The sequence below is a fragment of the Streptomyces sp. NPDC005302 genome (genome assembly GCF_040607345.1).
GTDB lineage: Bacteria > Actinomycetota > Actinomycetes > Streptomycetales > Streptomycetaceae > Streptomyces.
This window is the reverse complement of record NZ_JBEXGN010000016.1, coordinates 125,366-151,326: the sequence shown is the minus strand read 5'-3', so window position 1 is coordinate 151,326 and position 25,961 is coordinate 125,366. Positions and strand designations below refer to the sequence as shown.

The 25,961-nt window shown below is 71.1% G+C and carries 27 protein-coding genes; 16 read left to right on the top strand and 11 right to left on the bottom strand.

Annotated features, from left to right (window positions below; translation table 11 throughout):
- Window positions 1–52 precede the first annotated feature (52 nt).
- The 4 genes from ABZT74_RS23560 to ABZT74_RS23545 all read left to right on the top strand — a co-directional run bounded on the left by ABZT74_RS23560 (window position 53) and on the right by ABZT74_RS23545 (window position 5,150).
- Complete coding sequence (locus tag ABZT74_RS23560) at window positions 53–1,207, top strand: sensor domain-containing diguanylate cyclase (protein ID WP_355865517.1); 1,155 nt, start codon at window positions 53–55, stop codon at window positions 1,205–1,207.
- Between the two features lie 103 nt (window positions 1,208–1,310).
- The gene (hutH, locus tag ABZT74_RS23555; protein ID WP_356437859.1) at window positions 1,311–2,849 is read left to right on the top strand and encodes a histidine ammonia-lyase; all 1,539 of its coding nucleotides are present in this window, start codon (window positions 1,311–1,313) and stop codon (window positions 2,847–2,849) included.
- Between the two features lie 237 nt (window positions 2,850–3,086).
- Window positions 3,087–3,290 (top strand): cold-shock protein, encoded by a 204-nt coding sequence (locus ABZT74_RS23550; protein WP_028803001.1) that lies wholly within the window; start codon window positions 3,087–3,089, stop codon window positions 3,288–3,290.
- Window positions 3,291–3,425: 135 nt separating this feature from the next.
- Window positions 3,426–5,150 carry a DEAD/DEAH box helicase gene (locus ABZT74_RS23545; protein WP_356437815.1) on the top strand — a complete coding sequence of 575 codons (1,725 nt, stop codon included), beginning with the start codon at window positions 3,426–3,428 and terminating at the stop codon, window positions 5,148–5,150.
- Between the two features lie 83 nt (window positions 5,151–5,233).
- On the opposite strand, the gene ABZT74_RS23540 is transcribed toward ABZT74_RS23545, so the two are convergent.
- Together ABZT74_RS23540 and ABZT74_RS23535 are read right to left on the bottom strand one after the other, a co-directional pair.
- A complete protein-coding gene (locus ABZT74_RS23540) occupies window positions 5,234–5,986 on the bottom strand; it encodes a DUF2625 family protein (RefSeq protein ID WP_355865510.1) in 753 nt (250 codons plus the stop codon).
- A 65-nt stretch (window positions 5,987–6,051) separates the two neighbouring features.
- A complete protein-coding gene (locus ABZT74_RS23535) occupies window positions 6,052–6,396 on the bottom strand; it encodes a hypothetical protein (RefSeq protein ID WP_356437813.1) in 345 nt (114 codons plus the stop codon).
- Window positions 6,397–6,506: 110 nt separating this feature from the next.
- On the opposite strand from ABZT74_RS23535, the gene ABZT74_RS23530 reads away from it, so the two are divergent.
- From ABZT74_RS23530 to ABZT74_RS23510, 5 genes are all read left to right on the top strand, one after another.
- Window positions 6,507–6,851: a hypothetical protein gene (locus tag ABZT74_RS23530; protein WP_355865505.1), complete on the top strand. Its 345-nt coding sequence runs from the start codon at window positions 6,507–6,509 to the stop codon at window positions 6,849–6,851.
- Window positions 6,852–7,059: 208 nt separating this feature from the next.
- Window positions 7,060–8,337, top strand: coding sequence for an Ig-like domain-containing protein (locus ABZT74_RS23525; RefSeq protein ID WP_356437811.1), 1,278 nt, complete (start codon window positions 7,060–7,062; stop codon window positions 8,335–8,337).
- 222 nt (window positions 8,338–8,559) lie between these two features.
- Window positions 8,560–10,029 carry an ABC transporter permease gene (locus tag ABZT74_RS23520; RefSeq protein WP_355865499.1) on the top strand — a complete coding sequence of 490 codons (1,470 nt, stop codon included), beginning with the start codon at window positions 8,560–8,562 and terminating at the stop codon, window positions 10,027–10,029.
- A 35-nt stretch (window positions 10,030–10,064) separates the two neighbouring features.
- Window positions 10,065–10,748, top strand: a complete 684-nt coding sequence (locus ABZT74_RS23515; protein WP_356166433.1) for an ABC transporter ATP-binding protein — start codon at window positions 10,065–10,067, stop codon at window positions 10,746–10,748.
- 69 nt (window positions 10,749–10,817) lie between these two features.
- Window positions 10,818–11,588 (top strand): antibiotic biosynthesis monooxygenase, encoded by a 771-nt coding sequence (locus ABZT74_RS23510; RefSeq protein ID WP_356166431.1) that lies wholly within the window; start codon window positions 10,818–10,820, stop codon window positions 11,586–11,588.
- 52 nt (window positions 11,589–11,640) lie between these two features.
- Here the strand turns inward: ABZT74_RS23510 and ABZT74_RS23505 are convergent, their stop codons facing one another.
- Entirely contained in the window at window positions 11,641–12,555 is a 915-nt protein-coding gene (locus ABZT74_RS23505) for a helix-turn-helix transcriptional regulator (protein WP_355865490.1), read from the bottom strand.
- Window positions 12,556–12,737: 182 nt separating this feature from the next.
- Here ABZT74_RS23505 and ABZT74_RS23500 point away from each other — a divergent pair, with 182 nt between their 5' ends.
- Window positions 12,738–13,778, top strand: a complete 1,041-nt coding sequence (locus tag ABZT74_RS23500) for an NAD(P)-dependent alcohol dehydrogenase (RefSeq protein ID WP_356437809.1) — start codon at window positions 12,738–12,740, stop codon at window positions 13,776–13,778.
- Window positions 13,779–13,934: 156 nt separating this feature from the next.
- Here the strand turns inward: ABZT74_RS23500 and ABZT74_RS23495 are convergent, their stop codons facing one another.
- Window positions 13,935–14,879, bottom strand: coding sequence for an AraC family transcriptional regulator (locus ABZT74_RS23495; protein WP_356437857.1), 945 nt, complete (start codon window positions 14,877–14,879; stop codon window positions 13,935–13,937).
- Window positions 14,880–15,112: 233 nt separating this feature from the next.
- Between ABZT74_RS23495 and ABZT74_RS23490 the strand changes: the two genes are divergently transcribed.
- Entirely contained in the window at window positions 15,113–16,195 is a 1,083-nt protein-coding gene (locus ABZT74_RS23490; protein ID WP_356437807.1) for an aldo/keto reductase, read from the top strand.
- A gap of 108 nt (window positions 16,196–16,303) precedes the next feature.
- On the opposite strand, the gene ABZT74_RS23485 is transcribed toward ABZT74_RS23490, so the two are convergent.
- A complete protein-coding gene (locus ABZT74_RS23485) occupies window positions 16,304–17,221 on the bottom strand; it encodes a DUF5829 family protein (protein ID WP_356437855.1) in 918 nt (305 codons plus the stop codon).
- A 127-nt stretch (window positions 17,222–17,348) separates the two neighbouring features.
- On the opposite strand from ABZT74_RS23485, the gene ABZT74_RS23480 reads away from it, so the two are divergent.
- A complete protein-coding gene (locus ABZT74_RS23480) occupies window positions 17,349–17,972 on the top strand; it encodes a hypothetical protein (protein WP_356437805.1) in 624 nt (207 codons plus the stop codon).
- 67 nt (window positions 17,973–18,039) lie between these two features.
- On the opposite strand, the gene ABZT74_RS23475 is transcribed toward ABZT74_RS23480, so the two are convergent.
- Complete coding sequence (locus ABZT74_RS23475) at window positions 18,040–18,633, bottom strand: DUF4291 domain-containing protein (RefSeq protein ID WP_356437802.1); 594 nt, start codon at window positions 18,631–18,633, stop codon at window positions 18,040–18,042.
- 83 nt (window positions 18,634–18,716) lie between these two features.
- Between ABZT74_RS23475 and ABZT74_RS23470 the strand changes: the two genes are divergently transcribed.
- The gene (locus tag ABZT74_RS23470) at window positions 18,717–19,322 is read left to right on the top strand and encodes a hypothetical protein (protein WP_356437800.1); all 606 of its coding nucleotides are present in this window, start codon (window positions 18,717–18,719) and stop codon (window positions 19,320–19,322) included.
- A gap of 41 nt (window positions 19,323–19,363) precedes the next feature.
- Here the strand turns inward: ABZT74_RS23470 and ABZT74_RS23465 are convergent, their stop codons facing one another.
- Window positions 19,364–20,185 carry a phosphotransferase gene (locus tag ABZT74_RS23465; protein ID WP_356437797.1) on the bottom strand — a complete coding sequence of 274 codons (822 nt, stop codon included), beginning with the start codon at window positions 20,183–20,185 and terminating at the stop codon, window positions 19,364–19,366.
- A gap of 12 nt (window positions 20,186–20,197) precedes the next feature.
- Window positions 20,198–20,857: a hypothetical protein gene (locus ABZT74_RS23460; RefSeq protein ID WP_356437794.1), complete on the bottom strand. Its 660-nt coding sequence runs from the start codon at window positions 20,855–20,857 to the stop codon at window positions 20,198–20,200.
- Window positions 20,858–21,067: 210 nt separating this feature from the next.
- Between ABZT74_RS23460 and ABZT74_RS23455 the strand changes: the two genes are divergently transcribed.
- Together ABZT74_RS23455 and ABZT74_RS23450 are read left to right on the top strand one after the other, a co-directional pair.
- A complete protein-coding gene (locus ABZT74_RS23455) occupies window positions 21,068–21,763 on the top strand; it encodes a hypothetical protein (protein WP_356437791.1) in 696 nt (231 codons plus the stop codon).
- Window positions 21,764–21,815: 52 nt separating this feature from the next.
- Entirely contained in the window at window positions 21,816–22,025 is a 210-nt protein-coding gene (locus tag ABZT74_RS23450) for a hypothetical protein (RefSeq protein WP_356437789.1), read from the top strand.
- A gap of 53 nt (window positions 22,026–22,078) precedes the next feature.
- Here ABZT74_RS23450 and ABZT74_RS23445 read toward each other — a convergent pair whose 3' ends face one another.
- The 3 genes from ABZT74_RS23445 to ABZT74_RS23435 all read right to left on the bottom strand — a co-directional run bounded on the left by ABZT74_RS23445 (window position 22,079) and on the right by ABZT74_RS23435 (window position 24,572).
- Complete coding sequence (locus ABZT74_RS23445) at window positions 22,079–22,660, bottom strand: hypothetical protein (protein WP_356437787.1); 582 nt, start codon at window positions 22,658–22,660, stop codon at window positions 22,079–22,081.
- Window positions 22,661–22,671: 11 nt separating this feature from the next.
- Entirely contained in the window at window positions 22,672–23,352 is a 681-nt protein-coding gene (gene msrA / locus ABZT74_RS23440) for a peptide-methionine (S)-S-oxide reductase MsrA (protein WP_356437785.1), read from the bottom strand.
- 101 nt (window positions 23,353–23,453) lie between these two features.
- On the bottom strand, window positions 23,454–24,572 hold the full coding sequence (locus ABZT74_RS23435; protein WP_355865463.1) for a hypothetical protein: 1,119 nt from the start codon (window positions 24,570–24,572) through the stop codon (window positions 23,454–23,456).
- 232 nt (window positions 24,573–24,804) lie between these two features.
- Here ABZT74_RS23435 and ABZT74_RS23430 point away from each other — a divergent pair, with 232 nt between their 5' ends.
- Window positions 24,805–25,959, top strand: coding sequence for a cystathionine gamma-synthase (locus ABZT74_RS23430; RefSeq protein WP_356437781.1), 1,155 nt, complete (start codon window positions 24,805–24,807; stop codon window positions 25,957–25,959).
- Window positions 25,960–25,961: the final 2 nt, after the last annotated feature.

Below are 25,961 nucleotides of genomic sequence, written 5' to 3'. Positions count from 1 at the left end.
TGTTCGCCCCGCAAATATCCCGAATATAAGTAAATGTCCCTAACCTGGAGCGATGGGAGAGGACAGGCGGCTGAGGGCCGTGGTGACGCTGGCGCAGGGCATGGCCGCGGCGCACACGCCGCGTGAGTCGTGGCGGGCCGCGGCGCTCGGCGCGTGTCACGCGCTGACCGGCAGCTTCGCCGCGCTCTCCGTCTGGGAGCGGGAGCTCGGCCGGCTGCGCGTCCTCGTCAACGTCGGCGACCGCGCGCCGGACGAGGCGGAGTTTCCCGACGGGGAGGCCTACCCCGTGCACCAGTTTCCCGAGATCACCGAGTTCCTGCACGAGCGGTGGGCGGGCGGCGGTGAGCCCAACGCCTGGGTGGAGACCGCCGACGGCCCGGCGGCCGGCCCCGCCGGGTACTGCCACCAGCGGGTCGCCGCACTGCGCAGACGAGGGCGCGGCTGCTGTGTCGTCGCGCCGATCGTGCTGCACGGGCGGGCGTGGGGTGAGCTCTACGTGGCCCGGCGGGCCGGAGCCCCCGTCTTCGCCCGCTCCGACGCCGACTTCGCGACCGTCCTCGCCTCCGTCGTCGCCGCCGGGATCGCGCAGACCGAGCGGCTGGAGGAGGCCCGGCGGCTCGCCTACACCGACGCCCTGACCGGACTCGCCAACCGCCGCGCCGTGGACGTGCGCCTCGACGAGGCCGTCGAGCTGCACCGGAGCGAGGGGACCGTGGTCAGTCTCGTCGTCTGCGACCTCAACGGACTCAAGCGCGTGAACGACACCCGGGGCCACGCCGTCGGGGACCGGCTCCTCGAACGGTTCGGGTCCGTGCTCTCGCTCTGCGGGGCCATGCTGCCGGGCACTCTCGCCGCGCGGCTCGGCGGCGACGAGTTCTGCCTCCTCGCGATCGGGCCCGCCGCGGACGAGGTGGTCCGGATCGCCGACGAACTCTGCCGCCGCGCCGCCGAGTTGGAGCTGGGGGAGGGGGTGGCGTGCGGGGTCGCCTCGACCGAGGACCCGATCGGGCCCGTACGGTCGGCGCGCCGGCTGTTCCGGCTGGCGGACGCGGCCCAGTACCGGGCGAAGGCCGTCCGGGCGGCGAAGCCGGTGGTCGCCGGGCGCGAGGGCCCCGACGATCCCGTCGTGCGCCTCGCGGACACCCCCGCGCCCCCGGCGGGCGAGCGCCGCAGGTTCCGGGGACGGCACGACCCGCCCCCCTCCTGATGGTCCACGGGGAGGCGGTTGTGACGTACGCCGGAGTAAGGGGTCAACCCGCCGTCCACTAGTGACATCATCGAATTCACTGCGTACGCTCCTGAATATGGATATGCACACTGTGGTGGTGGGGACGTCCGGGGTGACCGCGTCCGACGTACTCGCCGTGGCCCGCGACGGCGCCCGGATCGAACTCTCCGGCGAAGCGGTGGCGGCGCTCGCCGCGGCCCGCGAGATCGTCGACGCGCTGGCGGCCAAGCCGGAGCCCGTCTACGGCGTCTCCACCGGCTTCGGCGCCCTGGCCTCCCGGCACATCAGCCCGGAACTGCGCGCCCAGCTGCAGCGCAACATCGTCCGCTCGCACGCCGCCGGCATGGGCCCGCACGTCGAGCGCGAGGTCGTCCGCGCGCTGATGTTCCTGCGGCTCAAGACCGTCTGCTCCGGCCACACCGGCGTACGGCCCGAGGTCGCGCAGACCATGGCCGACATCCTCAACGCGGGCATCACCCCGGTCGTCCACGAGTACGGCTCGCTCGGCTGCTCCGGCGACCTCGCCCCGCTCTCCCACTGTGCGCTGACCCTGATGGGTGAGGGCGACGCCGAAGGCCCCGACGGTGTCGTCCGGCCGGCCGGCGAACTCCTCGCCGCCCACGGCATCGCCCCCGTCGAACTGCGCGAGAAGGAGGGCCTCGCCCTCCTCAACGGCACCGACGGCATGCTCGGCATGCTGGTCATGGCCCTCGCCGACCTGGAGACGCTCTACAAGTCGGCCGACGTCACCGCCGCGCTCTCCCTCGAAGCCCTGCTCGGTACGGACAAGGTCCTCGCCCCCGAGCTGCACGCCATCCGCCCGCACCCCGGCCAGGGTGCCAGCGCCGCCAATATGCTGGCCGTGCTGAAGGGTTCGGAGCTCACCGGCCACCACCAGGACGACGCCCCGCGCGTCCAGGACGCCTACTCGGTGCGCTGCGCCCCGCAGGTCGCGGGCGCCGGCCGCGACACCCTCGCCCACGCCCGCACGGTCGCCGAGCGCGAACTGGCCTCCACCGTCGACAACCCGGTCGTGCTCCCCGACGGACGCGTCGAGTCGAACGGCAACTTCCACGGCGCCCCCGTCGCCTACGTCCTCGACTTCCTCGCCATCGCGGCGGCCGACCTCGGCTCGATCGCCGAGCGTCGCACCGACCGGCTGCTCGACAAGAACCGCTCGCACGGGCTGCCGCCCTTCCTCGCGGACGACGCCGGCGTCGACTCGGGCCTGATGATCGCCCAGTACACGCAGGCCGCGCTGGTCAGCGAGATGAAGCGGCTCGCCGTACCGGCGTCCGCCGACTCCATCCCCTCCTCCGCCATGCAGGAGGACCACGTCTCCATGGGCTGGTCGGCCGCGCGCAAGCTGCGGACCGCGGTGAACAACCTGGCCCGCATCGTGGCGATCGAGCTGTACGCCGCCACCCGCGCCATCGAACTCCGGGCGGGCCTGACCCCGGCCCCGGCGTCGCAGGCGGTCATCGCCGCCGTCCGCGCCGCCGGCGTCCAGGGCCCCGGCCCCGACCGCTTCCTCGCCCCCGACCTGGAGGCGGCGGACGTGTTCGTGCGGGCCGGCGGTGTCGTGACCGCGGTCGAGCCGGTGACCGGGCCGCTCGCCTAGCCGCAGGCGCGCCCCTCGGGGCGGCCGGTGTGTGGGCCGGGCGGTTCCCGGCCCACACACCCCGCCTCGCACCCGCGCATCAGTGTGTGCTACTGTCTCATTGATACGTTTTTGGTACCCATTTACTTTGTGCGCCTGATCGGAATCCTCCGCAGGCGCGTTTTGTTTTACCGGCATCTCCGGCATTACCCGGTGCATGCTCCGGATGGGGGCCCACTACCTGTTCAGGAGAACAACATGGCTACCGGCACCGTGAAGTGGTTCAACTCGGAAAAGGGCTTCGGCTTCATCGAGCAGGACGGCGGCGGCCCCGACGTCTTCGCGCACTACTCGAACATCGCGAGCTCCGGCTTCCGCGAGCTCCTCGAGGGCCAGAAGGTCTCCTTCGACGTAGCGCAGGGCCAGAAGGGCCTGCAGGCGGAGAACATCATCCCCGCCTAGTTCGCGACGCGCTTTTCCAGAGCCGGGTCCCGCGCCTTCGGGTGCGGGTCCCGGCTCGCGCTGTGACAGCTCATGCAGGTGGTGAGCGCTTGTGTGTGCAGTCCGTGGGGCCCAGGAAGGAAATCCAGATCCAGCATGACTCGATCCGAACGTCCCGTCCGTAAGCGGCCGGCAAACGCACGCGCCGCACAGTCCGGCGGCTCCGCGCAGAGCGCCGGCCGCGCCACCGGCCGGGGCGCGGGCCGCGGCCCCGTCCGCAAGGTGACGCCGCCTCAGGAGTTCTCGCTCCCCGAGACCATCACCCCGGCGCTGCCCGCCGTCGAGTCCTTCGACGCTCTGGACATGCCCGCCGCCCTGACGAAGACCCTCACGGCCCAGGGCGTCACCGATCCCTTCCCGATCCAGGGCGCCACCCTGCCGAACTCCCTGGCCGGGCGCGACGTGCTCGGCCGCGGGCGCACCGGCTCCGGCAAGACGCTCGCCTTCGGGCTCGCGCTCCTCGCCCGCACGGCCGGCCGCCGCGCCGAGCCGAGGCAGCCCCTCGCGCTCGTCCTCGTCCCCACGCGCGAACTCGCCCAGCAGGTCAACGACGCGCTGACGCCGTACGCCACCGCCGTCAACCTGCGCGTGGCCACCGCCGTCGGCGGGATGTCGATCGGCCGCCAGGCCGGCACCCTGCGCCGCGGCGCCGAGGTCCTCGTGGCCACCCCCGGCCGGCTCAAGGACCTCATCGAGCGCGGTGACTGCGCGCTCGGCCAGGTCGCGATCACCGTCCTCGACGAGGCCGACCAGATGGCCGACATGGGCTTCATGCCCCAGGTCGTCGCCCTGCTCAACCAGGTCGAGCCCGGCGGCCAGCGGCTGCTCTTCTCGGCCACGCTCGACAAGAACATCGACCGGCTCGTCCGGATGTTCCTCACCGACCCCGTGGTGCACTCCGTCGACCCGTCCGCGGGCGCGGTGACCACCATGGAGCACCACGTGCTGCACGTCGCCGACGAGACCGACAAGAAGGCCGTCGCCACGCGCATCGCCGCCCGTGACGGCCGGGTCATCCTCTTCGTCGACACCAAGCGCGGTGCCGACCGCTTCACCAAGCGGCTGCTCGCCAGCGGTGTCCGGGCCTCCGCCCTGCACGGCGGGCGCAGCCAGCCGCAGCGCAACCGCACCCTCGACCAGTTCAAGAACGGTCAGGTCACCGCGCTCGTCGCCACGAACGTGGCGGCGCGCGGCATCCACATCGACGACCTCGACCTCGTGGTCAACGTCGACCCGCCGACCGACCACAAGGACTACCTCCACCGCGGCGGCCGTACCGCCCGCGCCGGAGAGTCCGGCAGCGTCGTCACCCTCGTGCTGCCCGAGCAGAAGCGCGAGATGACCCGGCTGATGGCGGACGCCGGCATCACGCCGAACACCGCCCGCGTCAAGTCCAGCGACGAGGAACTCGCCCGCATCACCGGCGCCCGCGAGCCCTCCGGCGTCCCGGTCGTGATCGAGGTCCCGCAGCAGGCCGAACAGCCCAAGCAGCGGCCCAAGGCACGGCGTGCCACCGGTGGCGGCGCCAGGCGTCCGTCCACCGCCGGCACCGGTGCGGACGGCCAGCCGCGTCAGCAGCGCGGCGGCGGTGGCCGCCCGGCCACGGGCGCCGCGGGTGGCGGCCGTCGCACGAGCGGAGGAGCAGCCGCACCCCGGCGCGCCGAAGGCGGCGGCGGAGCGGGTGGCCGTCGCGCCGAGGGTGGCGCGGCACCGCGTCGCTCCGAGGGCGGCGCGGGCACCGGCCGTTCCGGCGGCACCGGCCGCGGGCGAGCCCAGCAGCGCGGCGGCGGCCAGACCGGCGGCGGCCGCAGGGCGGCCTGACCGGACCCACGCAGTACGGCGGCGGCCCCGCACCCCTTCCCCGGGGTGCGGGGCCGCCGCCGTGTGCGGGCCGGGACGCGGGCTCAGAGGTCGCCGAGGAAGCCGGGGTCGATCTTGTCCAGTTTCAGGCCGAAGTCCCGGTGCAGATCGAGGAGTTCGGCGAGCGGGACCGCGCGGCGGCTGGTGGACATGAGGTCGCGGCGGGCCTCCGCCGACCACAGGAACGGTACGACGGACAGCCCCTGGGAGCCGGTGAGGGCGCCGGACTCCGCCCGCCAGCCGGGCCATCGCAACGTGTCGTAGAACTGGTCCGTGCCCTCGGTCAGGAGCCACTGGAGCCATGCCCCGTGGCCGACTTCGAGTGCCTCCCACTTCAGGGAGTCCGGCGCGAAGTACACGATCTCGCCGGGATGCCCGGGACGCCCCACCGACTCCGGGTCGGCGCCGTTCAGGACGAACACCCCGCCCAGGACGTCGTGGCCCACGACGAGCCCGCCGTCCTGGGGGCGCCAGGCCGGATCGAACCGCTCGGGGAAGCCGTTGACCTCGGCGAGCGAGGGCAGGTCCGTGGAGCCTCCCGGCAGCCCCGCCGACGCGTCCTCGGCCGGACTGCCGTAGATCCGCACCCAGCCGCTGTCCAGCACCACCCCGCCGCAGTTCAGCACCATCCCGCCCAGCCAGGACCGGGCGGTGACCTGGAGTTGGAGGAGGCAGGCGCGGCCCAGCGCGGGGTCCACGGGCAGCACCTCCATGGACACACCGCTGGCGTCGAGCGCCTTGGCCAGCAGCGGCCAGGCAGGCTCCTCGACGTCGGTCAGCTCGCTCAGCTCTCGCATGGCTTCCCCGTGGGTTGTCCGGAACGCGGTGGGCTTGCTCGGTCGGCCGTCGTGCCGTCGTGCCGTCAGTGGGGCAGGGTGCGTTCGCGGCGCACGGAGTACGCCACGAATCCGGCCCCGAGGCCGAGGAACAGCGTGCCGCCGACGACGTACGGCGTCGTGTTCACGGCGCCGGTGTCGGCGAGTTGGGGCCCGGTACCGGTGGAGGACGTGTCCTGCGCGGTGTCGGACAGGGGCTCCGGCCCCGTGGGGGTCCCGGTCGGCGCGGTGTCGGCAGGGGCGGACGCGGGTGCCGACCCGCTCGGGGAGGGCACGTCCGGGCTCGCGTTGGCGGACGGGACGAACCAGAGGGCACCCAGGAGGGTCCCTGCTGCGGTGGCGGTCAGCAACGATCGACGTGCGGCGGACACGAAATATCGATCCCCTTGTGGCGCTGGCGAATTGGCCGTGTGGGGCGATGCTAATGAAAGGCGCGGGTCGTGGGAAAGTCGCGTAACCCACGGGCCGTACGCTCCCTCCCATGAGTACCCCTGAGACATCACAGTTTGTCCGGATTCGTGTCGAACTGGTGCTGGAGATCGGTGACGCCGACGCCGTCGCCAAGGCCGCGCTCGCCCGGATCGCCGAGGATCCGGCCATGCCGGCCGACGAGCGGGCGCAGGCCGAGAGCGCGGTGACGGAAGACACGGCGGAGGCCATCGCGTACCTCGTCGATCCGTTCGACCTGGTCAGCGAGGTGCCGGGGACGGAACTGGCCCAGGCGTCGTGGAGCAGCGAGCCCACCGACTACGACCCCGATTCGCCTGAGTGGGACCTCGACGAGGATGATGCGGACGAGGACGACGAGGAAGACGTGCGCGGCTGACGCGGTTCGGGCGATCAACGGCCCCGGGCGGCAACCGCCGCCCGGGGTTTCTTCGTCTCCGTAGACGCACGGGCCACCTGCGTACCGCTCCGTCCGCACGCCTGGACGTGGCGTGCCCCACATTTCCGCGGGAAATGGAACGGGACGAACCGGTCGTAGCGTTGACAGTCCTTACGGGGCTCTCGTGTCTTTTCGGGATTCGGCAACGATGGAGAAGCGTGTGATGACGGACAGTAAGCGGCGCAAGGGCCTGATGGCCGCGTCCGCACTGCTCGGCGGGGTGCTGGTGCTCTCTGCGTGCAGCGGAGGCGACGACGGTGGCGACAAGGCCGGCGCGTCGGGCGGCGACGGAGCTTCGTCGCAGGCCAAGGTCGACGAGGCCGCGGCGAAGAAGACCTCCGAGGCCCAGATCAGGATCACGCCGAAGGACGGTTCCGACAACGCCTCGATCAACAACGGCACGGCGGTCACGGTCAGCAAGGGCTCGCTCACGTCCGTCACGATGCAGACCGCGGCCGGCGCCCCCGTCGCCGGTCAGATATCCGCGGACAAGAAGAGCTGGAAGCCCACCGCGCAGCTGAGCCGCGCGACGTCGTACAAGATCGCCGCCGAGGCCGCCGACTCCTCGGGCCGCGTCGCCCACGAGAACGCGTCGTTCGCCACCGTCTCCCCGGCGAACAGCTTCATCGGCAACTTCACGCCGGAGGACGGTTCCACCGTCGGCGTCGGCATGCCGGTCTCGATCAACTTCGACAAGGCGATCACCAACAAGGCCGAGGTGCAGAAGGGGATCTCCGTCTCCTCCAGCAGCGGCCAGGAGGTCGTCGGGCACTGGTTCAACGCCAACCGCCTGGACTTCCGCCCCGAGGACTACTGGGCCGGCGGCTCCACCGTCACCCTGAAGCTGAACCTCGACGGCGTCCAGGGCGCGAACGGCGTCTACGGCGTGCAGCAGAAGACGGTCACGTTCAAGATCGGCCGCAACCAGGTCTCCGTCGTCGACGCCCAGACCAAGACGATGAAGGTCATGCACGACGGCAAGACGATCAAGACCATCCCGATCTCCGCCGGTTCGCCCGAGAACAAGACGTACCAGGGCCAGATGGTGATCTCCGAGAAGTTCAAGGAGACCCGGATGGACGGTTCGACCGTCGGCTTCAAGAACGACGACGGCAAGGGCGAGTACGACATCAAGGACGTGCCGCACGCGATGCGTCTGTCGAACTCCGGCACGTTCATCCACGGCAACTACTGGGGAGCGAAGTCCATCTTCGGCTCCGCCAACACCAGCCACGGCTGTGTCGGCATGTCCGACACGAAGGGTGCCGGCGACCCCAACACGCCTGCCGCGTGGTTCTACAACAACTCGCTGATCGGTGACGTCGTCGTCGTCAAGAACACCGGCGACAAGACGGTCGCCCCGGACAACGGCCTCAACGGCTGGAACCTGGACTGGGCGGCCTGGAAGGCCGGTTCGGCCGTCTGATCCCGCTCGACGCAGCACACGCCGATGCGGCGGCGACCCCACGGGGTCGCCGCCGCATCGGCGTTCCCGCGCTCCCGGGTGGGCCCGCGGGACCCCCGGGCGAGGCCCGCAGGGCGTACGCATGCGGCGTTCTCAAAGATTTCTGGGCCCGGCCACAGCCTTCTCATCGTTCTTTTATTTCGGCCTTATCCCTTCATCACGCGCCGTACCTAGCTTGCGGCCATGTTCTTCACCTACCTGAGGCGCGAACTGCGCCGCCGCAGAAAGGCGGCCCTCGTCGTCGCCTCCGGGCTCGCGCTGGGTATCGCCCTGGTCATCGTGGTCAGCTCCGTCTCCTCGGGCATGGAGAAGGCCCAGGGCAAGGTCCTCCAGTCGCTGTACGGGCTGGGCACCGACATGACGGTCACCAAGGCGGCCGAACCGGCCACCAGCACCAGCCAGCGCCCCCGCTTCAACTTCGACGCGAACGACAACGGCTCGGACAAGAAGCAGAGCAGCGACCGCGTCATGGTCCAGGGCTTCCAGACCCTCGCCTCCTCGACCGTCGGCAAGGTCGACACCCAGCAGGGCGTGTCGGACGCCGTCGGCGGGCTGAGTCTCCAAGTCATCCGGGTCAACGGCCAGTTCACGCGCGGTCAGTTCCAGCAGGCCCCGGGCCAGCAGGGCGGCAACCGGCGCGGTGGCGCCCAGCCCTCGCCGCAGGGCACCGTCAAGGGCGGCGGAGCCGACTTCGACGTCAACAACTACTCGGTCTACGGCACCGACGTCACCAAGCCCGCCCTGGGCCCGCTGACGTCGTCGAAGATCACCAGCGGCCGTACGTTCAAGACCTCCGAGACGAACGCCAAGGTCGTCGTCGCGGACACCTCCTACGCCAAGGAGAAGAAGCTCAAGGTCGGCGGGACCGTCACCGTCAAGAGCGTCAAGTACGCGATCATCGGCATCGCGACGCCGGACAGCGGTGACGCGGCGGCCAACCTCTACATGCCGCTCCAGCAGGCGCAGACGCTCAGCGACTCCAAGAACAAGGTCACGACGATCTACGTCAAGGCCTCGGACTCGCAGCAGATCTCCAGCGTCAAGAGCACCATCCAGAAGAACATCACGGGCACCACGGTCACCACCTCCGCCGACCTCGCGGACACCGTCTCCGGCTCCCTGTCCACCGCCTCCGACCTCGCCTCGAACGTCGGCAAGTGGCTCTCGATCGCGGTGCTCGTGGCCGCGTTCCTGGTCGCGGGGCTGCTCACCTCCTCCGCGGTCTCCCGCCGCGTCCGCGAGTTCGGCACCCTCAAGGCGCTCGGCTGGAAGTCGAGCCGCGTCACCCGCCAGGTGGTCGGGGAAGCCGTCGTCAACGGCCTCGTCGGCGGTGTCCTCGGCATCGCCCTCGGTCTCGCGGGCGCCTACGTCGTGACCGAGATCAGCCCCAACCTCCAGGCACAGCTGGGGAGCACGGGTGGCGGCGGCGGAGGCGGCGGCTTCGGTGGCGGCGGTGGCGGCGGTGGCTTCGGCGGCCCGGGCCGGCAGACCGCGTCCAAGGCCCTCGACGTCGCGCTCACCGCGCCCGTCAGCGTCAACACGATCGTCGTCGCGGTCGCCCTGGCCGTCGCCGGCGGTCTGATCGCCGGCGCCTTCGGCGGCTGGCGCGCCTCCCGGCTGCGCCCCGCGGACGCCCTGCGCCGCGTCGAATAAGCCCCGCCGTACTCACGTATCCCAGGAGTTGCACCATGTACGAACTCAGAGGCGTCACCAAGCGCTATACGCGGGGCAAGGAGACCATCGACGCGCTCGACGGAATCGACCTGACCATCGGGGACGGCGACCGGCTCGTCATCCAGGGCCCCACCGGCGGCGGGAAGTCCACCCTCCTCCAGATGCTCGGCGGACTCGACCGTCCCACCGCCGGGAGCATAGAACTCGACGGCACGGACATGGCGAAGCTGTCCGAGGCCAAGCTCACCCGGGTGCGCAGCGAGAACATCGGGTTCGTCTTCCAGAGCTTCAACCTGATCCCCACGCTCACCGCTCAGGAGAACGTCGAGACCGCGCTCGTGCCCCTCGGCGTGAAGACGAAGGAACGGCGTGAACGCGCCGCCGCCGCACTGGAGTCGGTGGGACTCGCCGAGCGGCTCGGCCACCTGCCCGCCGAACTGTCGGGCGGCCAGCAGCAGCGGGTGGCGATCGCCCGCGCCCTCGTCAAGCAGCCCAAGGTGCTGCTCGCCGACGAGCCCACCGGCAACCTCGACGAGTCCATGCGCGACGAGATCATGGACGTGCTCGAAGCCATGTGGAAGGAGCACGGGCTGACGTTCATCATGGTCACGCACGACTCCTCGATCGCGAAGAAGGCCCCGCGCGTCGCGACGATCCGCAAGGGGAGGATCACCGTCAAGGAGAACGCGAAGGCGTAGGACTGTGCCGGCAGCGAACGGGCCGCCGGAAGCGACGCTTCCGGCGGCCCGTTCGTGTTTGTGTGGAGCATGACCGTTTCGACAGTCGAATACATCCGCTACCGGATCCCCGAGGACCAGTCGGGCCCGTTCCTGGCCGCCTACACCCGCGCCGCGGCCCAGCTCGCCGCCGCCCCCGAGTGCGTGGACTACGAACTCGCCCGCTGCGAGGACAACTTCGAGAACTTCATCCTGCGGATCACCTGGACGTCGACCGAGGCCCACCTGGAGGGCTTCCGTCAGTCCGATCGCTTCCAGGACTTCCTCGCCGAGATCGGGCCCTTCGTCGGCGACATCGAGGAGATGCGCCACTACAAGCCGACGGCCGTACGCGGCCGGGGCGCCGCGGTTCCCACGCTGTACGCCTGGGCGGGCGGCACCGAGGCGTTCACCCGCCTCACCGAGGCGTTCTACGACAAGGTCCTCAAGGACGACCTCCTCGCACCCCTCTTCGCCGACCTCGCGCCCGAGCACGCCGCCCATGTCGCCGCCTGGCTCGCCGAGGTCTTCGGCGGCCCCACGGACTACTCCGACACCCAGGGCGGGCACGGCCACATGGTCGCCAAGCACCTGGGCAAGGGCATCACCGAGATCCAGCGCCGCCGCTGGGTCAACCTCATCCAGGACGCGGCCGACGACGCCGGGCTGCCCGCCGACGCCGAGTTCCGCTCCGCCTTCCTCGCCTACGTGGAGTGGGGAACGAGGCTGGCCGTCCTCTTCTCCGCCCCGGACGCGAGCGCGCCCGCGGAACAGCCCGTACCGAAGTGGAACTGGGGTGCCGCACCGCCGTACCAGCCGTGACCGCGCGACGGCCGGGGTGCCGGCCGGGGCGGTGGACCCCCGAGCCGACGGCCTACTGGGGTGAGGAGGCGCCCGCGCGGGTCGCGTCCGTGCCCCAGGACGCCAGCAGCCGCAGCGCCTCGGCCGACGGGGACCCCGGCTCCGCGTGATACGTGACGAGCGCCAGCTCCGTGTCGTCCACCAGCCGGAACGACTCGTACTGCAGAGCGAGATCGCCGACCAGTGGATGCCGCAGCAGTTTCACGCCGTGGCTCTTCTCCTTCACGTCGTGCGTCGCCCACAGCCGGCGGAAGTCCTCGCTCTTCACCGACAGCTCGCCGACCAGCGCCGACAGTCGCGGGTCGTCCGGATGGCAGCCCGCGTCCATCCGCAGATGACAGACGATGTCGATCGCCTTCTGCTCCCACTCCACGTACAGGTCGCGGTACTCGGGCCGCAGGAACACCATCCGCGCCCAGTTCCGCTCCTGCGCCGGCAGCTCCGACCAGTCCCCGAAGACGGCGGCGGCCATCCGGTTCCAGCAGAGCAGGTCCGAGCGCCGGCCGGTGATGTACGCGGGAACGCCGTCCATCGTGTCCAGCAGCTGACGCAGCGCGCCCCGCACCTGCTGCGGACGCGCGGTCTGCTTCTTCTTGTGCTGCTTGGGCTTCGCGAGGTGCGTCAGGTGGTTGTGCTCGGCGTCCGAGAGGCGCAGGGCCCGCGCGATCGCGTCCAGCACCTCCGCCGACACGTTCCGTCCGTTGCCCTGCTCCAGGCGCGTGTAGTACGCCACGGACACCCCCGCGAGCTGCGCCAGCTCCTCGCGGCGCAGTCCGGGCACCCGGCGGTGCCGCCCGAAGTCCGGCATCCCGACGTCCTGGGGCTTGAGCCGGGCCCGGCGGGTGCGCAGGAACTCGCTGAGTTCGGCACGTCGGTCCAGCGGCAGGCCCGCCTCACCGGCGGACCCCGCAGAGGGCTGTTCATCCATACGTCCAGTATTCCCGGTCGTACGCCGAGGAGCCTGACCCCGTCAGTAGTAGGACCAGCGAACGTACGCAGAGCCGTGACCTGGGTGAATCCCGAGGGATCGGGCAGGCTTGAAGCCGTGCCCGATGCCAGAGAACCGGACGGCCGGGCACCGTACAGACCACTCCCGAGGAGAACCCCGGCATGACCACAGTCGCTGCGTACGCCGCTCCCGCCGCCAAGGCTCCGCTGGAGCGCACCACCATCGAGCGTCGCGAGGTGGGCGAGCACGACGTCCTGATCGACATCAAGTTCGCCGGCATCTGCCACTCCGACATCCACCAGGCCCGTGAGGGCTGGGGCGAGGCCATCTTCCCGATGGTCCCCGGCCACGAGATCGCCGGCATCGTCTCCGAGACCGGCTCCGCCGTGACCAGGTTCAAGGTCGGCGACCGGGTCGGCGTCGGCTGCATGGTCGACTCCTGCCGCGAGTGCGAGAACTGCCGGGCAGGCCTGGAGCAGTACTGCCTCAACGGCAACGTCGGCACGTACAACGCCGTCGGCAAGGACGGGACGCCCACCTACGGCGGCTACTCCGAGAAGATCGTCGTCGACGAGAAGTACACCCTGCACATCCCCGAGGGCATCTCCCTCGACGTGGCCGCGCCGCTGCTCTGCGCCGGCATCACCACGTACTCCCCGCTCAAGCACTGGAACGCGGGCCCCGGCAAGAAGGTCGCCGTCCTCGGCATGGGCGGTCTCGGCCACATGGGCGTCAAGATCGCGCACGCGCTCGGCGCCGAGGTCACGGTCCTCTCCCAGTCGCTCCGCAAGAAGGACGACGGCCTGAAGCTGGGCGCCGACCACTACTACGCGACCAGCGACCCGAAGACCTTCGAGGAACTGCGCGGCACCTTCGACGTGATCCTCTCCACCGTCTCCGCGCCGCTGGACCTGGACGCCTACCTCTCCCTGCTCCGCACGGACGGTGCCTTCGTGAACGTGGGCGCGCCCGAGGAGCCGGTCCGGCTCAACCTGTTCTCCGTGATCGGCGGCCGCAAGACCCTCGCGGGCTCCGGCATCGGCGGCATCCAGGAGACCCAGGAGATGCTGGACTTCTGCGCCGAGCACGGCTTCGGCGCGGAGATCGAGCTGATCGCCGCGTCCGAGATCAACGAGGCGTACGAGCGGGTGCTGGCGAGCGACGTCCGCTACCGCTTCGTGATCGACACGGCCACCATCTAGCCGTGTCCCGAGGGGCGACGGGCCCGGTCGGACCCGTCGCCGTTCCTGACCCCGTGAGCCTGGGCGCCGATCCCGTCGTACGACTGGATCGGCGCCCTTGCGCTGCCTACGCGCGGCGGTACCACCCCGGGACGGGGCGGTGGTCCCGGCGCGGGTCTAGAGGGACGGGGTCGACACGTCGCCGCGCCGCTCGGTGCGGGCGGCGGCCTGTCCGCGCAGGCGGGCGGCGTCCTGGCCCGGCGGGCTGCCGAACTGGCGGCGGTACTCGCGGCTGAACTGGGACGCGCTGTCGTAGCCGACCGCGTACCCGACGCCCGCCACGTCGTCCGTGCTGCTCATCAGCCTCAGCCGGGCCTCCTGCAACCGGATGCGCTTCTGGAACTGGATCGGTGTCATCGCGGTCACCGCGCGGAAGTGCCGGTGGAACGGCGAGGCGCTCATCCCGGCCAGCCCGGCCAGTTCCTCCACCCGCAGCGTCTGGGCGTGGTGGTCCCGGATCCAGCGGATGGCCCGGCTGATGTGCCGCAGCCGGCTGTCGGCCAGCCCGATCTGGCGGACCAGGGCACCCTGCTCACCGGTGATCAGCCGCCACAGGATCTCCCGCTCGATCATCGGCGCGAGGATCGGCAGGTCGGCGGGCCGGTCCAGCAGCCGGACCAGACGCACCACCGCGTCGAGAAGGTCGGGCGAGGTCTCACTGACGGCGAGGCCGGGCGGAGCGGTGCGGGAGGACGGGGGACGGCTCACCGTACGGCCCGCCCCTGTCCCCGTCCCTGTCCCCGCCCCGGCCTCGGCGAGGAGGAGTGAGGCGATGTCCGGGGGCCTCAGAGTGAGCCCGAAGGCGAGGAACGGTTCCTCGGGGGAGGCGCGCGTGTAGTGGCCGGTGACCGGCAGGTCCACCGACACGACGAGGTACTGGCCCGCCCCGTAGTCGTGGATCCGGTCGCCGAGCGTCAGCCGCTTCGCGCCCTGCGCCACCACGGCGAGCACCGGGTCGGCGATGCTCGACGTCGGGGCGGAGGGGCTGTCCACGCGGGACAGCATGATCCCGTACGGCGCGGTGCCGGCCCGGTCGACGTGCCGCAGGACGAGGTCCCGCAGCGTCCGGAGGCTCTCCGGGGGAGCGGGACGGCTGTCGGGCGGTTCGAGCGTCCGGAGGGGTTCGTCGGGGTACACGTTCGATCCAAACACCGGAGGGGGCGGGGGGCAACGCCGATTCCGGCCGATCGGACAGGATCGTGCAAGAGGCCGGTCGGATCGCCCTAACGATCGCGCAGCTCACGGTGGTTTGCTCGAAGAGCCGGATACCCACCCACTCTTCCAGGGAGCATTCCATGGCACTCGACTCGTACGTCAGCCTCGGCCGGTCCGGCCTCAAGGTGAGCCCCTTCTGCCTCGGCGCGATGAACTTCGGCGAGGACGGCGGCTTCGGCTGCGGGGTCGAGGAGTCCGAGAAGATCCTCCAGGGCTACCTCGACCGCGGCGGCAACTTCGTCGACACCGCCAACTTCTATACGAACGGTCATTCCGAGGCGATCCTCGGCGACTTCCTCGCCGGCCGCCCCGGCCTGCGCGACCGGCTGGTGCTGGCCACCAAGTTCTTCGGCAACCTCCACCTCGGCGACCCCAACGGCGGGGGCGCGGGACGCAAGGCGATCATCGGCCAGCTGGAGGACTCGCTGCGCCGGCTGCGCACCGACCACGTCGACCTGTACTGGCTGCACAACCACGACTGGTCCACCCCGGTCGAGGAGACCCTGCGAACCCTGGACGACCTCGTCACCGCCGGCAAGATCCGCTACGTCGGCTTCTCGGACACCCCGGCCTGGTTCACGGCCAAGGCCCACACCACCGCGCTCCTGCGCGGCTGGACCCCGGTCACCGCGCTGCAGATGGAGTACTCCCTGCTGGAACGCACCATCGAGGGCGAGCTGATTCCGCTGGCGGACGACGCGGGGATGGGTGTGCTGCCGTGGAGCCCGCTGAAGAGCGGCTTCCTGTCCGGGAAGTACACCCGGGACCGGCGCACCCCGGCCGACACCAGGCGTTCGGCGGTCCTCGGCGGCCCCACCGACGACCAGTTCGAGGTGATCGACGCCCTGGCGGCGGTGGCGCAGGAGGTCGGCGCGACATCGGCGGCCGTGGCTCTCGCGTGGGTGCAGGCTCGCCCGGGCGTCAGTTCGACGCTGATCGGCCCGCGCACCCTGGACCACCTCGAAGCGAACCTGGCGGGCCTCGACCTCCGGCTCACCCCGGAACAGACGGCCGTACTCGACGAGGTGTCGGCTCCGGTACTGAACTTCCCGTACGCCCTCAACCACCAGGTCGGCGCGATGCTCAAGTACGCGGGCGCGACGGTGGACGGCCGGCCGAGCCAGGTGTACCCGCCCCTGCTGGCCGACGCGGCGCGGTACTGAGACGGGGCCTCGGTCTTCCTGGAGGCGGAGCGGAGGCGGGGGTGGGGGTGCGCTGGGGTGCGCCCTCGTGGAAGGCGCACCCCGCTGGTTCCCGGCCCGCCCGGTGCTCTACTCGGTGCCGTTGTCCGCGAACGTCCACACGGCGTGGTCGCCCGGGCCGACGACGAGCGTCGAGTTCCCGATCCGTTCCACGTGACGGGCCTTCACCGGCCGGTTGAGCGACAGTTCGATCCGCCGCAGGCCCGCCTCGTCGCGCGGGACGGTGTCGAACCGGACGGAGGTCCCGCCGCCCTGTGCGACGACGCCGCCGTTCGGCACGGTCCGGACGGCGAACCCGCCGGCGCGCAGCAGCGGGACGGTGTCGGCGAGGTCCCCTTGGGTGACGGCGATCCGGACGGAGGTCACGTCACGCATGAGGTGGGTGCTGTAGTCGTCGGACAGGTAGCGCTCCCGGCCGACGTCACCGGGGAAACCCGCCGGTTCGGTGTTGCCGCGCGGGTCCGCGAAGTACTCCGGCCGGTACTCCATCGCCCAGGCTCCGTAGGCGTCGTACTCGGTGGTGGTGAGGACGGCGTCGAACCACGGAACGGGGACGCCGTCACCGAAGTCACGCGTCTGCAGGAACTCGACGGGGGCGACTCCCGCGTCCTTCAGCCGCTGCGTGACCGTGGCGATGTCCCCGGCCCGCTCGGTCGACAGGCCCGTCCCGGCGGAGCCGAGGGCGCCGTCCTGGCCCGCGACGTCACCGACCCCGAACAGTTCCAGGTAGGTCTCCCGGCCCATCAGATAGCGGCCGGTCCAGGTCTGTCCGTCGGCACCCGTGGTGGTGCGGACCTGGAAGTTGGCGAATTCCCGCAGATAGTCGGAGTCTTCGATGGCGTCGGCGGTCTCCCGGTCGAAGACACCGTAGGTGTGGTTGAAGAACAGCAACTGCCGGTCGTGCGCCGACCGGCCCCCCGCGGCCTGCGCCGTCCCCACCCCACCCCCGATCGCACCGGCGAGGGCCACCGCGAGCACGAGGATCATCCGTAATGTCCGGCGAATCAGCATGCGGGGATCGTAGGCCGGGGGACCCGCGACCACCCCTCCTTTCGAACCAGGCCGAAACGAACAACCGGGCGGTGGGGTACGGGCGTTGCTAGGGTGCGGGGCCGTGAGTACGGACATCCACGGCGGTATCGAGTTCCGCCATCCCGGTGCCGGTACCGACTCCTACGACGGAGAGCCGTGGGTGGCGGCCATGGACCTCTGGCCGCTCTACGACGAGACGGACTACGCGGCCTTCGGCTGTCTCTTCGGGGTGCGCGGCCAGGCGGGCTTCCGGCCCCTCGCACCGGGCCGTGGCCTTCCCGCCGATCTGTCGGCCGGGATGCGCGCGCAGCTGGGCACGGGGACGGAATCGAACGGCCTGCACGGCGCGAGCTGGGTCAGCTGGGCGGAACTCGCCGCGATCGACCTCACGACACCGTCCGATCAGTTCATCGGCCGGCTCACCTGGCACACGAGATCGCTGCCGTCGACCATGAACCGACAGTGCGTGTCGGAAGCCCGGTTGCCGGAGTTCCGGTCGGCGACCGACGCGCCGCCGACCGACCTGCGCGAGGCGACGGGGCGCGTGGAGTGGACCACCGACGAACTGACCTACCGATACGAGCCGTTGACGGTCGGCGCGGTACTGGGCCATGAGACGCACTGGCCCCACGTCTTCGCCGTGATGAAGGCCTTGGCGGGACGCTTCGGAGACGACGGCGTCCGCCTGGTCGTCGCCTTCGACTGACCATGCGGAGCCGTCGTCCCCCGCGCCACACGGTCAGCACGGTGCGGCCGCGCACGGTCGGGCATGGCTAGGCCCGCAGGGGTGCCAGTACGTCCTCGGTCAGTGGGTACGGGCGCTCGGCGGGCAACAGCTCCGCGGCCCGGTCGAGTTCACCGGCCCGGACCAGGGTGTGCACCTGCTCGGCGAGTGGGGTCACGTCCTCGATGCCGACGATCCACTCGTCGGCGTACCGGGTCGCGGCCTCGCCCGCCAGGCCGAGCTGGAGCGACCGGTACGGCAGGGGAGCGAGCCTCAGGTCGCGCTCCGGGTCCCACTGCACGCGCGTCGGCGCCTGCCTCAACTGCCGCTTCCAGTCCGCCTGGTCGACGTGCAGCCCCGGCACGTAGTGGGACAGGCAGGCGTTGCGCAACGCCCACGCGAAGCCGTCCCGGCTGATCTCGACGGCGAGCACGGTCTCCTGCCCCGCCTTCGTTCCCCAGCCGCAGCGGTACATCATCCACAGAAAACTGGGCTTCACCCACGTCATCCGGTCCCGCTTCCACGACGTGGGGAACCGCCCCTTCCGCACGGCGGGACCGCCGATCTCCGGGGGATACGCCTGGTAGACGGTGATCGTGTCCGCCGTGTGGAGGGCGCGGACGCGGTGCTGGGGCTCTTCCATGGGTACAGGGTGCGGCCGGCGGACTCGGGAGGGCCATCGGATTTCCGGCGGGCCGTCCGGACTCCGGCGATCTTTGCCGCGCCATGAGCGACGCCGAGGGGCACTCCGGCTACCGTCCCGTCGGGATCGCTGATGGGGTCGGGGGAGAGCTGAAGCGCAGGGACAGACCCCGGCTCCGGCGGGGAAAGGGCGTCGGTCGCGGCCCGCTGTTCGTGAGTGCCGGGCTGCTGGTGGCGGGCACGATCCTGACCTGGTTCGCGGCGACGCACTTCGCCTACGCGGCCGGCCTGGCGGGGAAGCCCGGACACCTCCACGTCGCATCGTGCTCGTGGACCCGCGCCGGGGGCCACCGATACCCCCACTGTCACGGCACGTTCCGCTCCACGGACGGAGCGGTCGTGGACCCGGGCGCCACGATCGACACCGAGCTGCGTGTCGGCAGCACGGTCACGCTGCGACGAACATCCCACGGCACGTACGAGCAGCCGGGTCTCCCCGCCTCCTGCGGCTGGCTGGCCCTCACCCAACTCGGCCTGCTGACCCTGCTCCTGGTACTCCTGGCCGCCCGCAACAGGCGCGGCCCCCGCCGAACACCCCGCCCCTTACGCCTCATCATCGGCACCCTCGCGACCACGGCGCTGGTCAGCGCGTTGGTGGGGGGAGGGGTGGGGGTGGCTGGGGCGCTCTGAAGCAGTCGATCGGTGCGGACCGACCGGCGGCGGTGAGGCGACTACGGCGGGAAGAGCCATTCCATCGCGGCAAGGCTCTTGTCCACGTACGTGCGTTGCTCCGTCTCCATGCCGAACGCGAGGTCCTCGAAGACACTGCACCTGCCATGGAACACGGCACGCTCGCTGAGAGCCGCGAGGTCGTCGGCCGGATCGACGACGGCTGCGTCGCTCCAGTCGATGATGCCGGTCACCGTCCAGGAGACCGGGTCGACGAGAACGTGCTCGATCCCCAGATCGTTGTGGGAGAACGCCGGGGTGTAGCCGTCGGGTGGTGGTGCGGCAGCCAGGAACGCCTCGACGGAGGGGCGGTGCGCCGTCGGTACCCGCCCGGCCACCCGTACATAGTTCTCCGTGGCCTCATGTCGACACTCGGCCATCGGCCGGTGGTCCTCGTCCACCAGATCGGTCAGCCGGTCGACCGGAACAGCGTGCAGCGCGGTGAGCAACTCGCCGAGCGTGGCGGCGATCGACGTGCCGTGGGCCGAGCGCTGGTGCGGTGGCATGTCCAACAGCGGTGTGCCGAAGAGCTTCCGGTAGGCCAGGCATCCCTGCTCCGCAACCGTGAAAGCGGGTTGGGGGACGGGCAGCGGCGAGATGTCGGAGACGGCGGCAAGCACGCGGGCCTCGTGGTCCACCAGGGTCGCCCGCCGTGCCAGGTCGGGATCCTTGCCGAAGCGCACGATCAGCTCACCGTTGACCTCGTACACCAGGTTGTCCAAGCCCTCGCCGAGCAGAGCGACGGACTCGATCCGGCAGCCGGGCATGTGCGCAACCACGACGCTGCGGACGTCCGCGACGCGGTCGCGCCCGCGACTGGTCATGGGCCGACGATATCAACCGGTCGCATGAGGCCGAGGGCCTCCGCCGGAGCTGCCGTGATCCGTCCCGCGCGTCCACAGCGACAGGTCGCTGCTCGTCGCCACGGCCAGTGTCCGCCCCGAGGGTGAGAAGCCGGCCGCCCGGAATTCGGAGTAGTGGGAGTGGAAGATGTGCCACCACTGCTCGCCATGGGCACCGGCGTGCGGGAGCCCGCCGTCGCGGGACAGCAGGACGCGGTCGTTCGGCCAGGCCGGCGCGACGACCTCTAGCGCCCAGCCGTCGGTGGTGGTGTGAAGTCCCCCGCCGTACAGTCCCGCGATGTGCACGCGCTGACCGGCGATGGGCCCGAGACCGGGGCAGGACAGGTCCGGTGTCGCGTCGGGAGTCTCGTCCTCGGGACCGGGGTCGTACTCCCGGGCGATCTTCTCCCCGTTGACGGCGTCGAAGAGGCCGTGACCCGTGCTGGAGACGACCATCACCAGATCGTGGCCGTCATCGGGATGGGCGGCGAAACCGATTCCGAGGAGCCCGCCCACGGGGATGAGGGGAACGGACCTCCACGGCCAGGGCGCGGGCACCACGGGCGCCGCGAGAATGCGGTCCCGCATCGCCCGCTGGTAAGCGGAGAGCCTGGACGCAGGGTCCCGCCCCTCCACCGGGTCCACGTCTGCCATCGCTCTCGTCACCGCTCCATGGTCCACCCCAGCACGCTCACACCCCAACGCGGTTTCCGTAGAACGCGGTTCGGGTGGGAGCGAGACTGGTGCGGTGGCCTGGTGAACCGAGGTCCGTCACCGACTGAGGTCCGTGAACGGTGACCTCTCCCAGTCGGTGCTCCCCCGGTCGCCTTGAACCCTCCGAGGGCGGGCGACTTGAATGACGCCGTGACGAAAGCAGCGATGGACGCCAACAGGATGATCGCCGGACGCATCCCGGTCGGCGATGTCCTTGCCCAACTGGCGCAAAGCAGGCCCGTTTTCCACTCGGAGGCCGATCTCCAGCACGGATTCGCACGCGCCCTGTGGCACCTGGCACCGGAAGTGAACTCCAGGCTTGAGGTACCTCAGCGCGCGGAGGGCCGGAGGGAATACCTGGATCTCCTGTGTACCGGCCCGTCGGCGCGTACCGCGATCGAGTTCAAGTACTTCACTCGGAGATGGGCGGGCTCTGCGGGTACTCCCGCTGAGGACTTCGACGTGAAGGGCCATGCTGCCGCGGACCTCGCCCGCCTCCACTTCGTGCGGGACCTGGTCAGGCTGGAGCGGTTCTGCGACAGGCCCGACCAGAACGGACTCGCCGTGATGCTCACCAACGACGCGTCCCTCTGGACTCCGCCGGGCAGCGGTCGAGGGCGGACCCGGGATCATGAGTTCAGGATCCACCAGGGGCGCGAGCTCACCGGCCGACTGCTCTGGGCCGAGGGCGCCTATGAGCCGAACACGTGCACATTGCGCGGCAGCTATCGCCTCGACTGGGAGACGTACTCGGAACTGGGCGGAGCAGGAGGGGAGTTCAGGTATCTCATTGTGCCGGTCAGCCCCGAGCGGAGCGTGGACGGCGGCGTGCGGTCGTCTGTGTAACGGTGCCCGCGAACCCGCGGCGGCGGTCGGCGTCACTCAATACCTTCAGGGCATGACCTCGGATGAAGAGTGGCCGGACTTCCCGATCGGCCTCGATCCCCAGAGCGTGTCGTTCCGGGAGGCTCGTTGCACCTGGCACGGCACACCCTGCGCCGAACCACCCGTCAAGGTCGTACGCACCCGGGACGGCGCGCGATGGGCGGCGTGCGCACCTGCCGTGCGGGCCATCGCCGCCGACCGTGACGCTCAGCCCGATCGGTGAGTTCTCAGGGCCGAGGCGCCGGGTCTTCACTCCCGGGGCGAGAGGTCGCGGGGTCAGAGGCCGGCCGCATTGCGCGGCAGCCAGTCGGTGTGGCCGGCGCGCAGTCGGCTGCGCTCCTCGGGGCTCGTCGCGATGACGTCCGCGCCACCGTCGTACGGAGCGTGGATGCGTCGTAGTTCCGTGTCGGTGAAGAACACTTCGACGAGTGTCTCGTCCGCGACGGCACGCAACAGGGCATCGGCGCAGCCGCGTCGCCACGGGCGCCGGTCGGCGTAGAGACGTGTGTGCGTGTGGAACTCCGGGTCGGGGTCGTCCTCGTCCGACTCGGTCCACCAGGTGACACCCTCGGGGTGCAGTGCCGGTCGTGATGCCGAGTGGCCGGCGGGGCCGGTCGGAGTGGTCGACCAGTCCATGGTCACCACGAACACGTCCGTGCCCGCGAACAGTTCGTCGAGGACCGTGTTGTACCGGTCCAGCACGATCGCGTACTCGTCCTCGGACCGCGGATGGCGCCGCGAGCCGGGCAGGCTGTGGAAGCGCACCCAGCGGTCCGGATACATGGTGCGGAACGTGTGGGCGACGGGAGGGCCCGACGGGTGCCGTTCCCTCCACAGAGTCGCCAGACGATCAGGCACCGCACCGAGGATCATCCCGCGGCCCCGGCCACGCCGACCGGACAGGAGACCCCCGTCCCCTCCAGCCCGCAGTACCCCGCCGGGTTGGAGGCCAGGTACTGCTGGTGGTGGGCCTCCGCGGGGTAGAAGGGGCGGGTTGTCGCCGGGAGGATCTCTGTCGTGATCGTGCGGTGGCCGGAGGCGGTGAGGAGCTTCTGGTAGGCGTCGCGGGACGCCTTCGCGGACGCTTCCTGGGCCGGGGTGTGGGTGTGGAGGGCCGAGCGGTACTGCGTGCCCACGTCGTTGCCCTGGCGGAAGCCCTGGGTCGGGTTGTGCGACTCCCAGAAGACCTGGAGGAGGCGCTCGTACGGCAGCACCCCGGGGTCGTGGACGACGCGGACCACCTCGGCGTGGCCGGTCAGGCCGGAGCAGACCTCCTCGTACGCGGGGTTCTCCGTGTAGCCGCCCTGGTAGCCGACCAGAGTCGTGTACACGCCCGCCGGGAGCTGCCAGAACCTGCGCTCGGCGCCCCAGAAGCAGCCCATGCCGAAGTCGGCGATCTCCAGGCCCTCGGGGTAGGGGCCGCCCAGCGGGGTGCCGAGGAGGATGTGCCGCTCGGGGATCGTGAAGAACGGCTCGGGGCGGCCCCGCAGCGCCTGCTCGGCGGTCGGGAGACGCGGCGAGTGGCTGTCGTTGGTGCTGTTTGGGAACATGCGCTCTCCAGCTCGGAGGGGAGGGGCCACATCACGCGTCACGCCAACGCCCCGGCCCGGTACGGCATTCCGGCGACCGCCCCTCCGGGAGCGCGATGGCCTCAGTGCGCCAGCGTCGCCGGGCTGCCGCCGTTCGCCTCGTAGCCCGCCACCGCCATGGCGCGGTATATCGCGTAGTCCCCGGCGGGGTCCCGGGTCAGGGTCCAGGGCAGGGCGCCGACGTGGCCGTCCACGTGCACCAGCTGGTCCATCGCCTCGGACCAGCGCTCACCGCGGACCAGGAAGAAGACCAGCAGATGGCGGACGTGGGCGAGCATCGGGTCGTCGGGGCGGGCGGCGTGGACCGCGTAGAGCGCGCCGTGGACGGCCTTCGTCACGACCTCGCTCTGGTAGAAGGCGCGGACCAGGTTCACCTCGGGGAGGTGCTCGAAGACCGCGAAGAGGGGCATCGCCGCGAGGAGCGAACCCTGCGGGGCGCGGGCCGCCGCGGCCTCCGCGAAGGAGTACGCCACCTCGCGCGAGCCGTGCCACTTCTCGCACCAGTAGTGCAGGGCAGCCAGATGCGCGCCCATGTGGGAGGGGGCGCGGTCCAGGATCTTCAGCCAGACCTTCTCGAACTCCGGCTGCGAGTAGGCCAGTCCGCGCGCCACCGACAGCTCGATGATGTACGGGATCGGGTCACCGGGGGACAGCAGCGCCGCCTCGCCGCACGCGGCCCGCGCCTCCTCCATGATGATCCGGAAATCGTCCGTGCCCGGCGTCGACGTCCGCCACGCCTGCTGCACCAGGAACTCGGCGTGCACCGCCGCGCCGCCCGCGTCCTTGGGGGCCTCGGCGCGCCACACCCGCAGCCACTGCCCGCCGGGCGTCTCGCTGACCCCGCCGGGCCGCTGCTGGAGCTCCAAGGACGCGGCCCCCGCGAACGCCTGCACCCGCTGCCAGCGCGTCTCGCCCTCGACCGGCGTGCCGGCCAGCAGCTGCGAGGCCGCTCGGTGGGGCCCGCCGCGCTGTACGACGTCCAGCACGTCCAGCAGGTCCGTGTCCGGACCCGGCATGCGGATGTCCAGCTCCTCCTGCCGAAGGAACCCGTAGTTCGCCGGGTCCGCGGCGTCCGGGTCCCCCGGCGACACCAGCTGCACACCGGCACGCCTGCGCCGCAGCACCGGCAGCAGAACCAGGCTGAACATGGCCAGCGCCATCAGGACCCAGAGAATCTCCATGCCACAAGCGAACCAGACGGGTCCGACAATTGGCGAACCCGGTTCCCCGGTGCACCGGCCCGCGGGTTCCCGGACCGGGCGCACGGACCCCGGCGGACCCCTCACGCCGGGCCCGCGGCCCGCCCCCACCCCGGCCGCAGCCGCGCCGCCACCCCGGCCGCAGCCGCGCCGCCCCACCCGCGTCACCGCGTCCGCCGTCACCACCCCCGCGGGAGCACTACGCTCGGGACCCATGAGCGACAGGCACATCAGTCAGCATTTCGAGACCCTCGCGATCCACGCGGGCAACACCGCCGATCCCCTGACCGGCGCGGTCGTCCCGCCGATCTACCAGGTCTCGACCTACAAGCAGGACGGCGTCGGCGGGCTGCGCGGCGGTTACGAGTACAGCCGCAGCGCCAACCCCACCAGGACCGCCCTGGAAGAGAACCTCGCCGCCCTGGAGGGCGGTCGCCGCGGCCTCGCGTTCGCGTCCGGACTGGCGGCCGAGGACTGCCTGTTGCGTACGCTGCTGAGCCCGGGCGACCACGTGGTCATCCCGAACGACGCGTACGGCGGCACGTTCCGTCTCTTCGCGAAGGTGGTCTCCCGCTGGGGCGTGGAGTGGTCCGTCGCCGACACCAGCGACCTGGAGTCGGTGCGCGTGGCCATCACCCCGAAGACGAAGGTCATCTGGGTCGAGACGCCCTCCAACCCGCTCCTCGGCATCACGGACATCGCCGCGGTCGCGCAGGTCGCGCGGGACGCGGGCGCCCGGCTCGTCGTCGACAACACCTTCGCCACGCCGTACCTCCAGCAGCCGCTGGCGCTCGGCGCGGACGTCGTCGTGCACTCCCTGACCAAGTACATGGGCGGTCACTCGGACGTCGTCGGCGGCGCGCTGATCACCGGGGACCAGGAACTCGGCGAGGAGCTGGCGTACCACCAGAACGCGATGGGCGCGGTCGCCGGGCCCTTCGACTCCTGGCTGGTGCTGCGCGGCACCAAGACACTGTCCGTGCGCATGGACCGGCACAGCGAGAACGCGGGCCGGGTCGCGGACATGCTCAGCCGGCACGCGCGCGTGACGCGCGTCCTGTACCCGGGCCTCCCGGAGCACCCCGGTCACGAGATCGCCGCGAAGCAGATGCGGGCGTTCGGCGGCATGGTGTCCTTCCAGGTCGCGGGCGGCGAGGAGGCGGCCGTCGAGGTCTGCAACCGCGCCAAGGTGTTCACGCTCGGTGAGTCGCTGGGCGGCGTGGAGTCGCTGATCGAGCACCCGGGCCGCATGACGCACGCGTCGGTGGCCGGCTCCGCCCTGGAGGTCCCCGGTGACCTCGTCCGCATCTCCGTGGGCATTGAGAACATCGACGACCTGCTCCAGGACCTGCAGCAGGCCCTCGGATAACG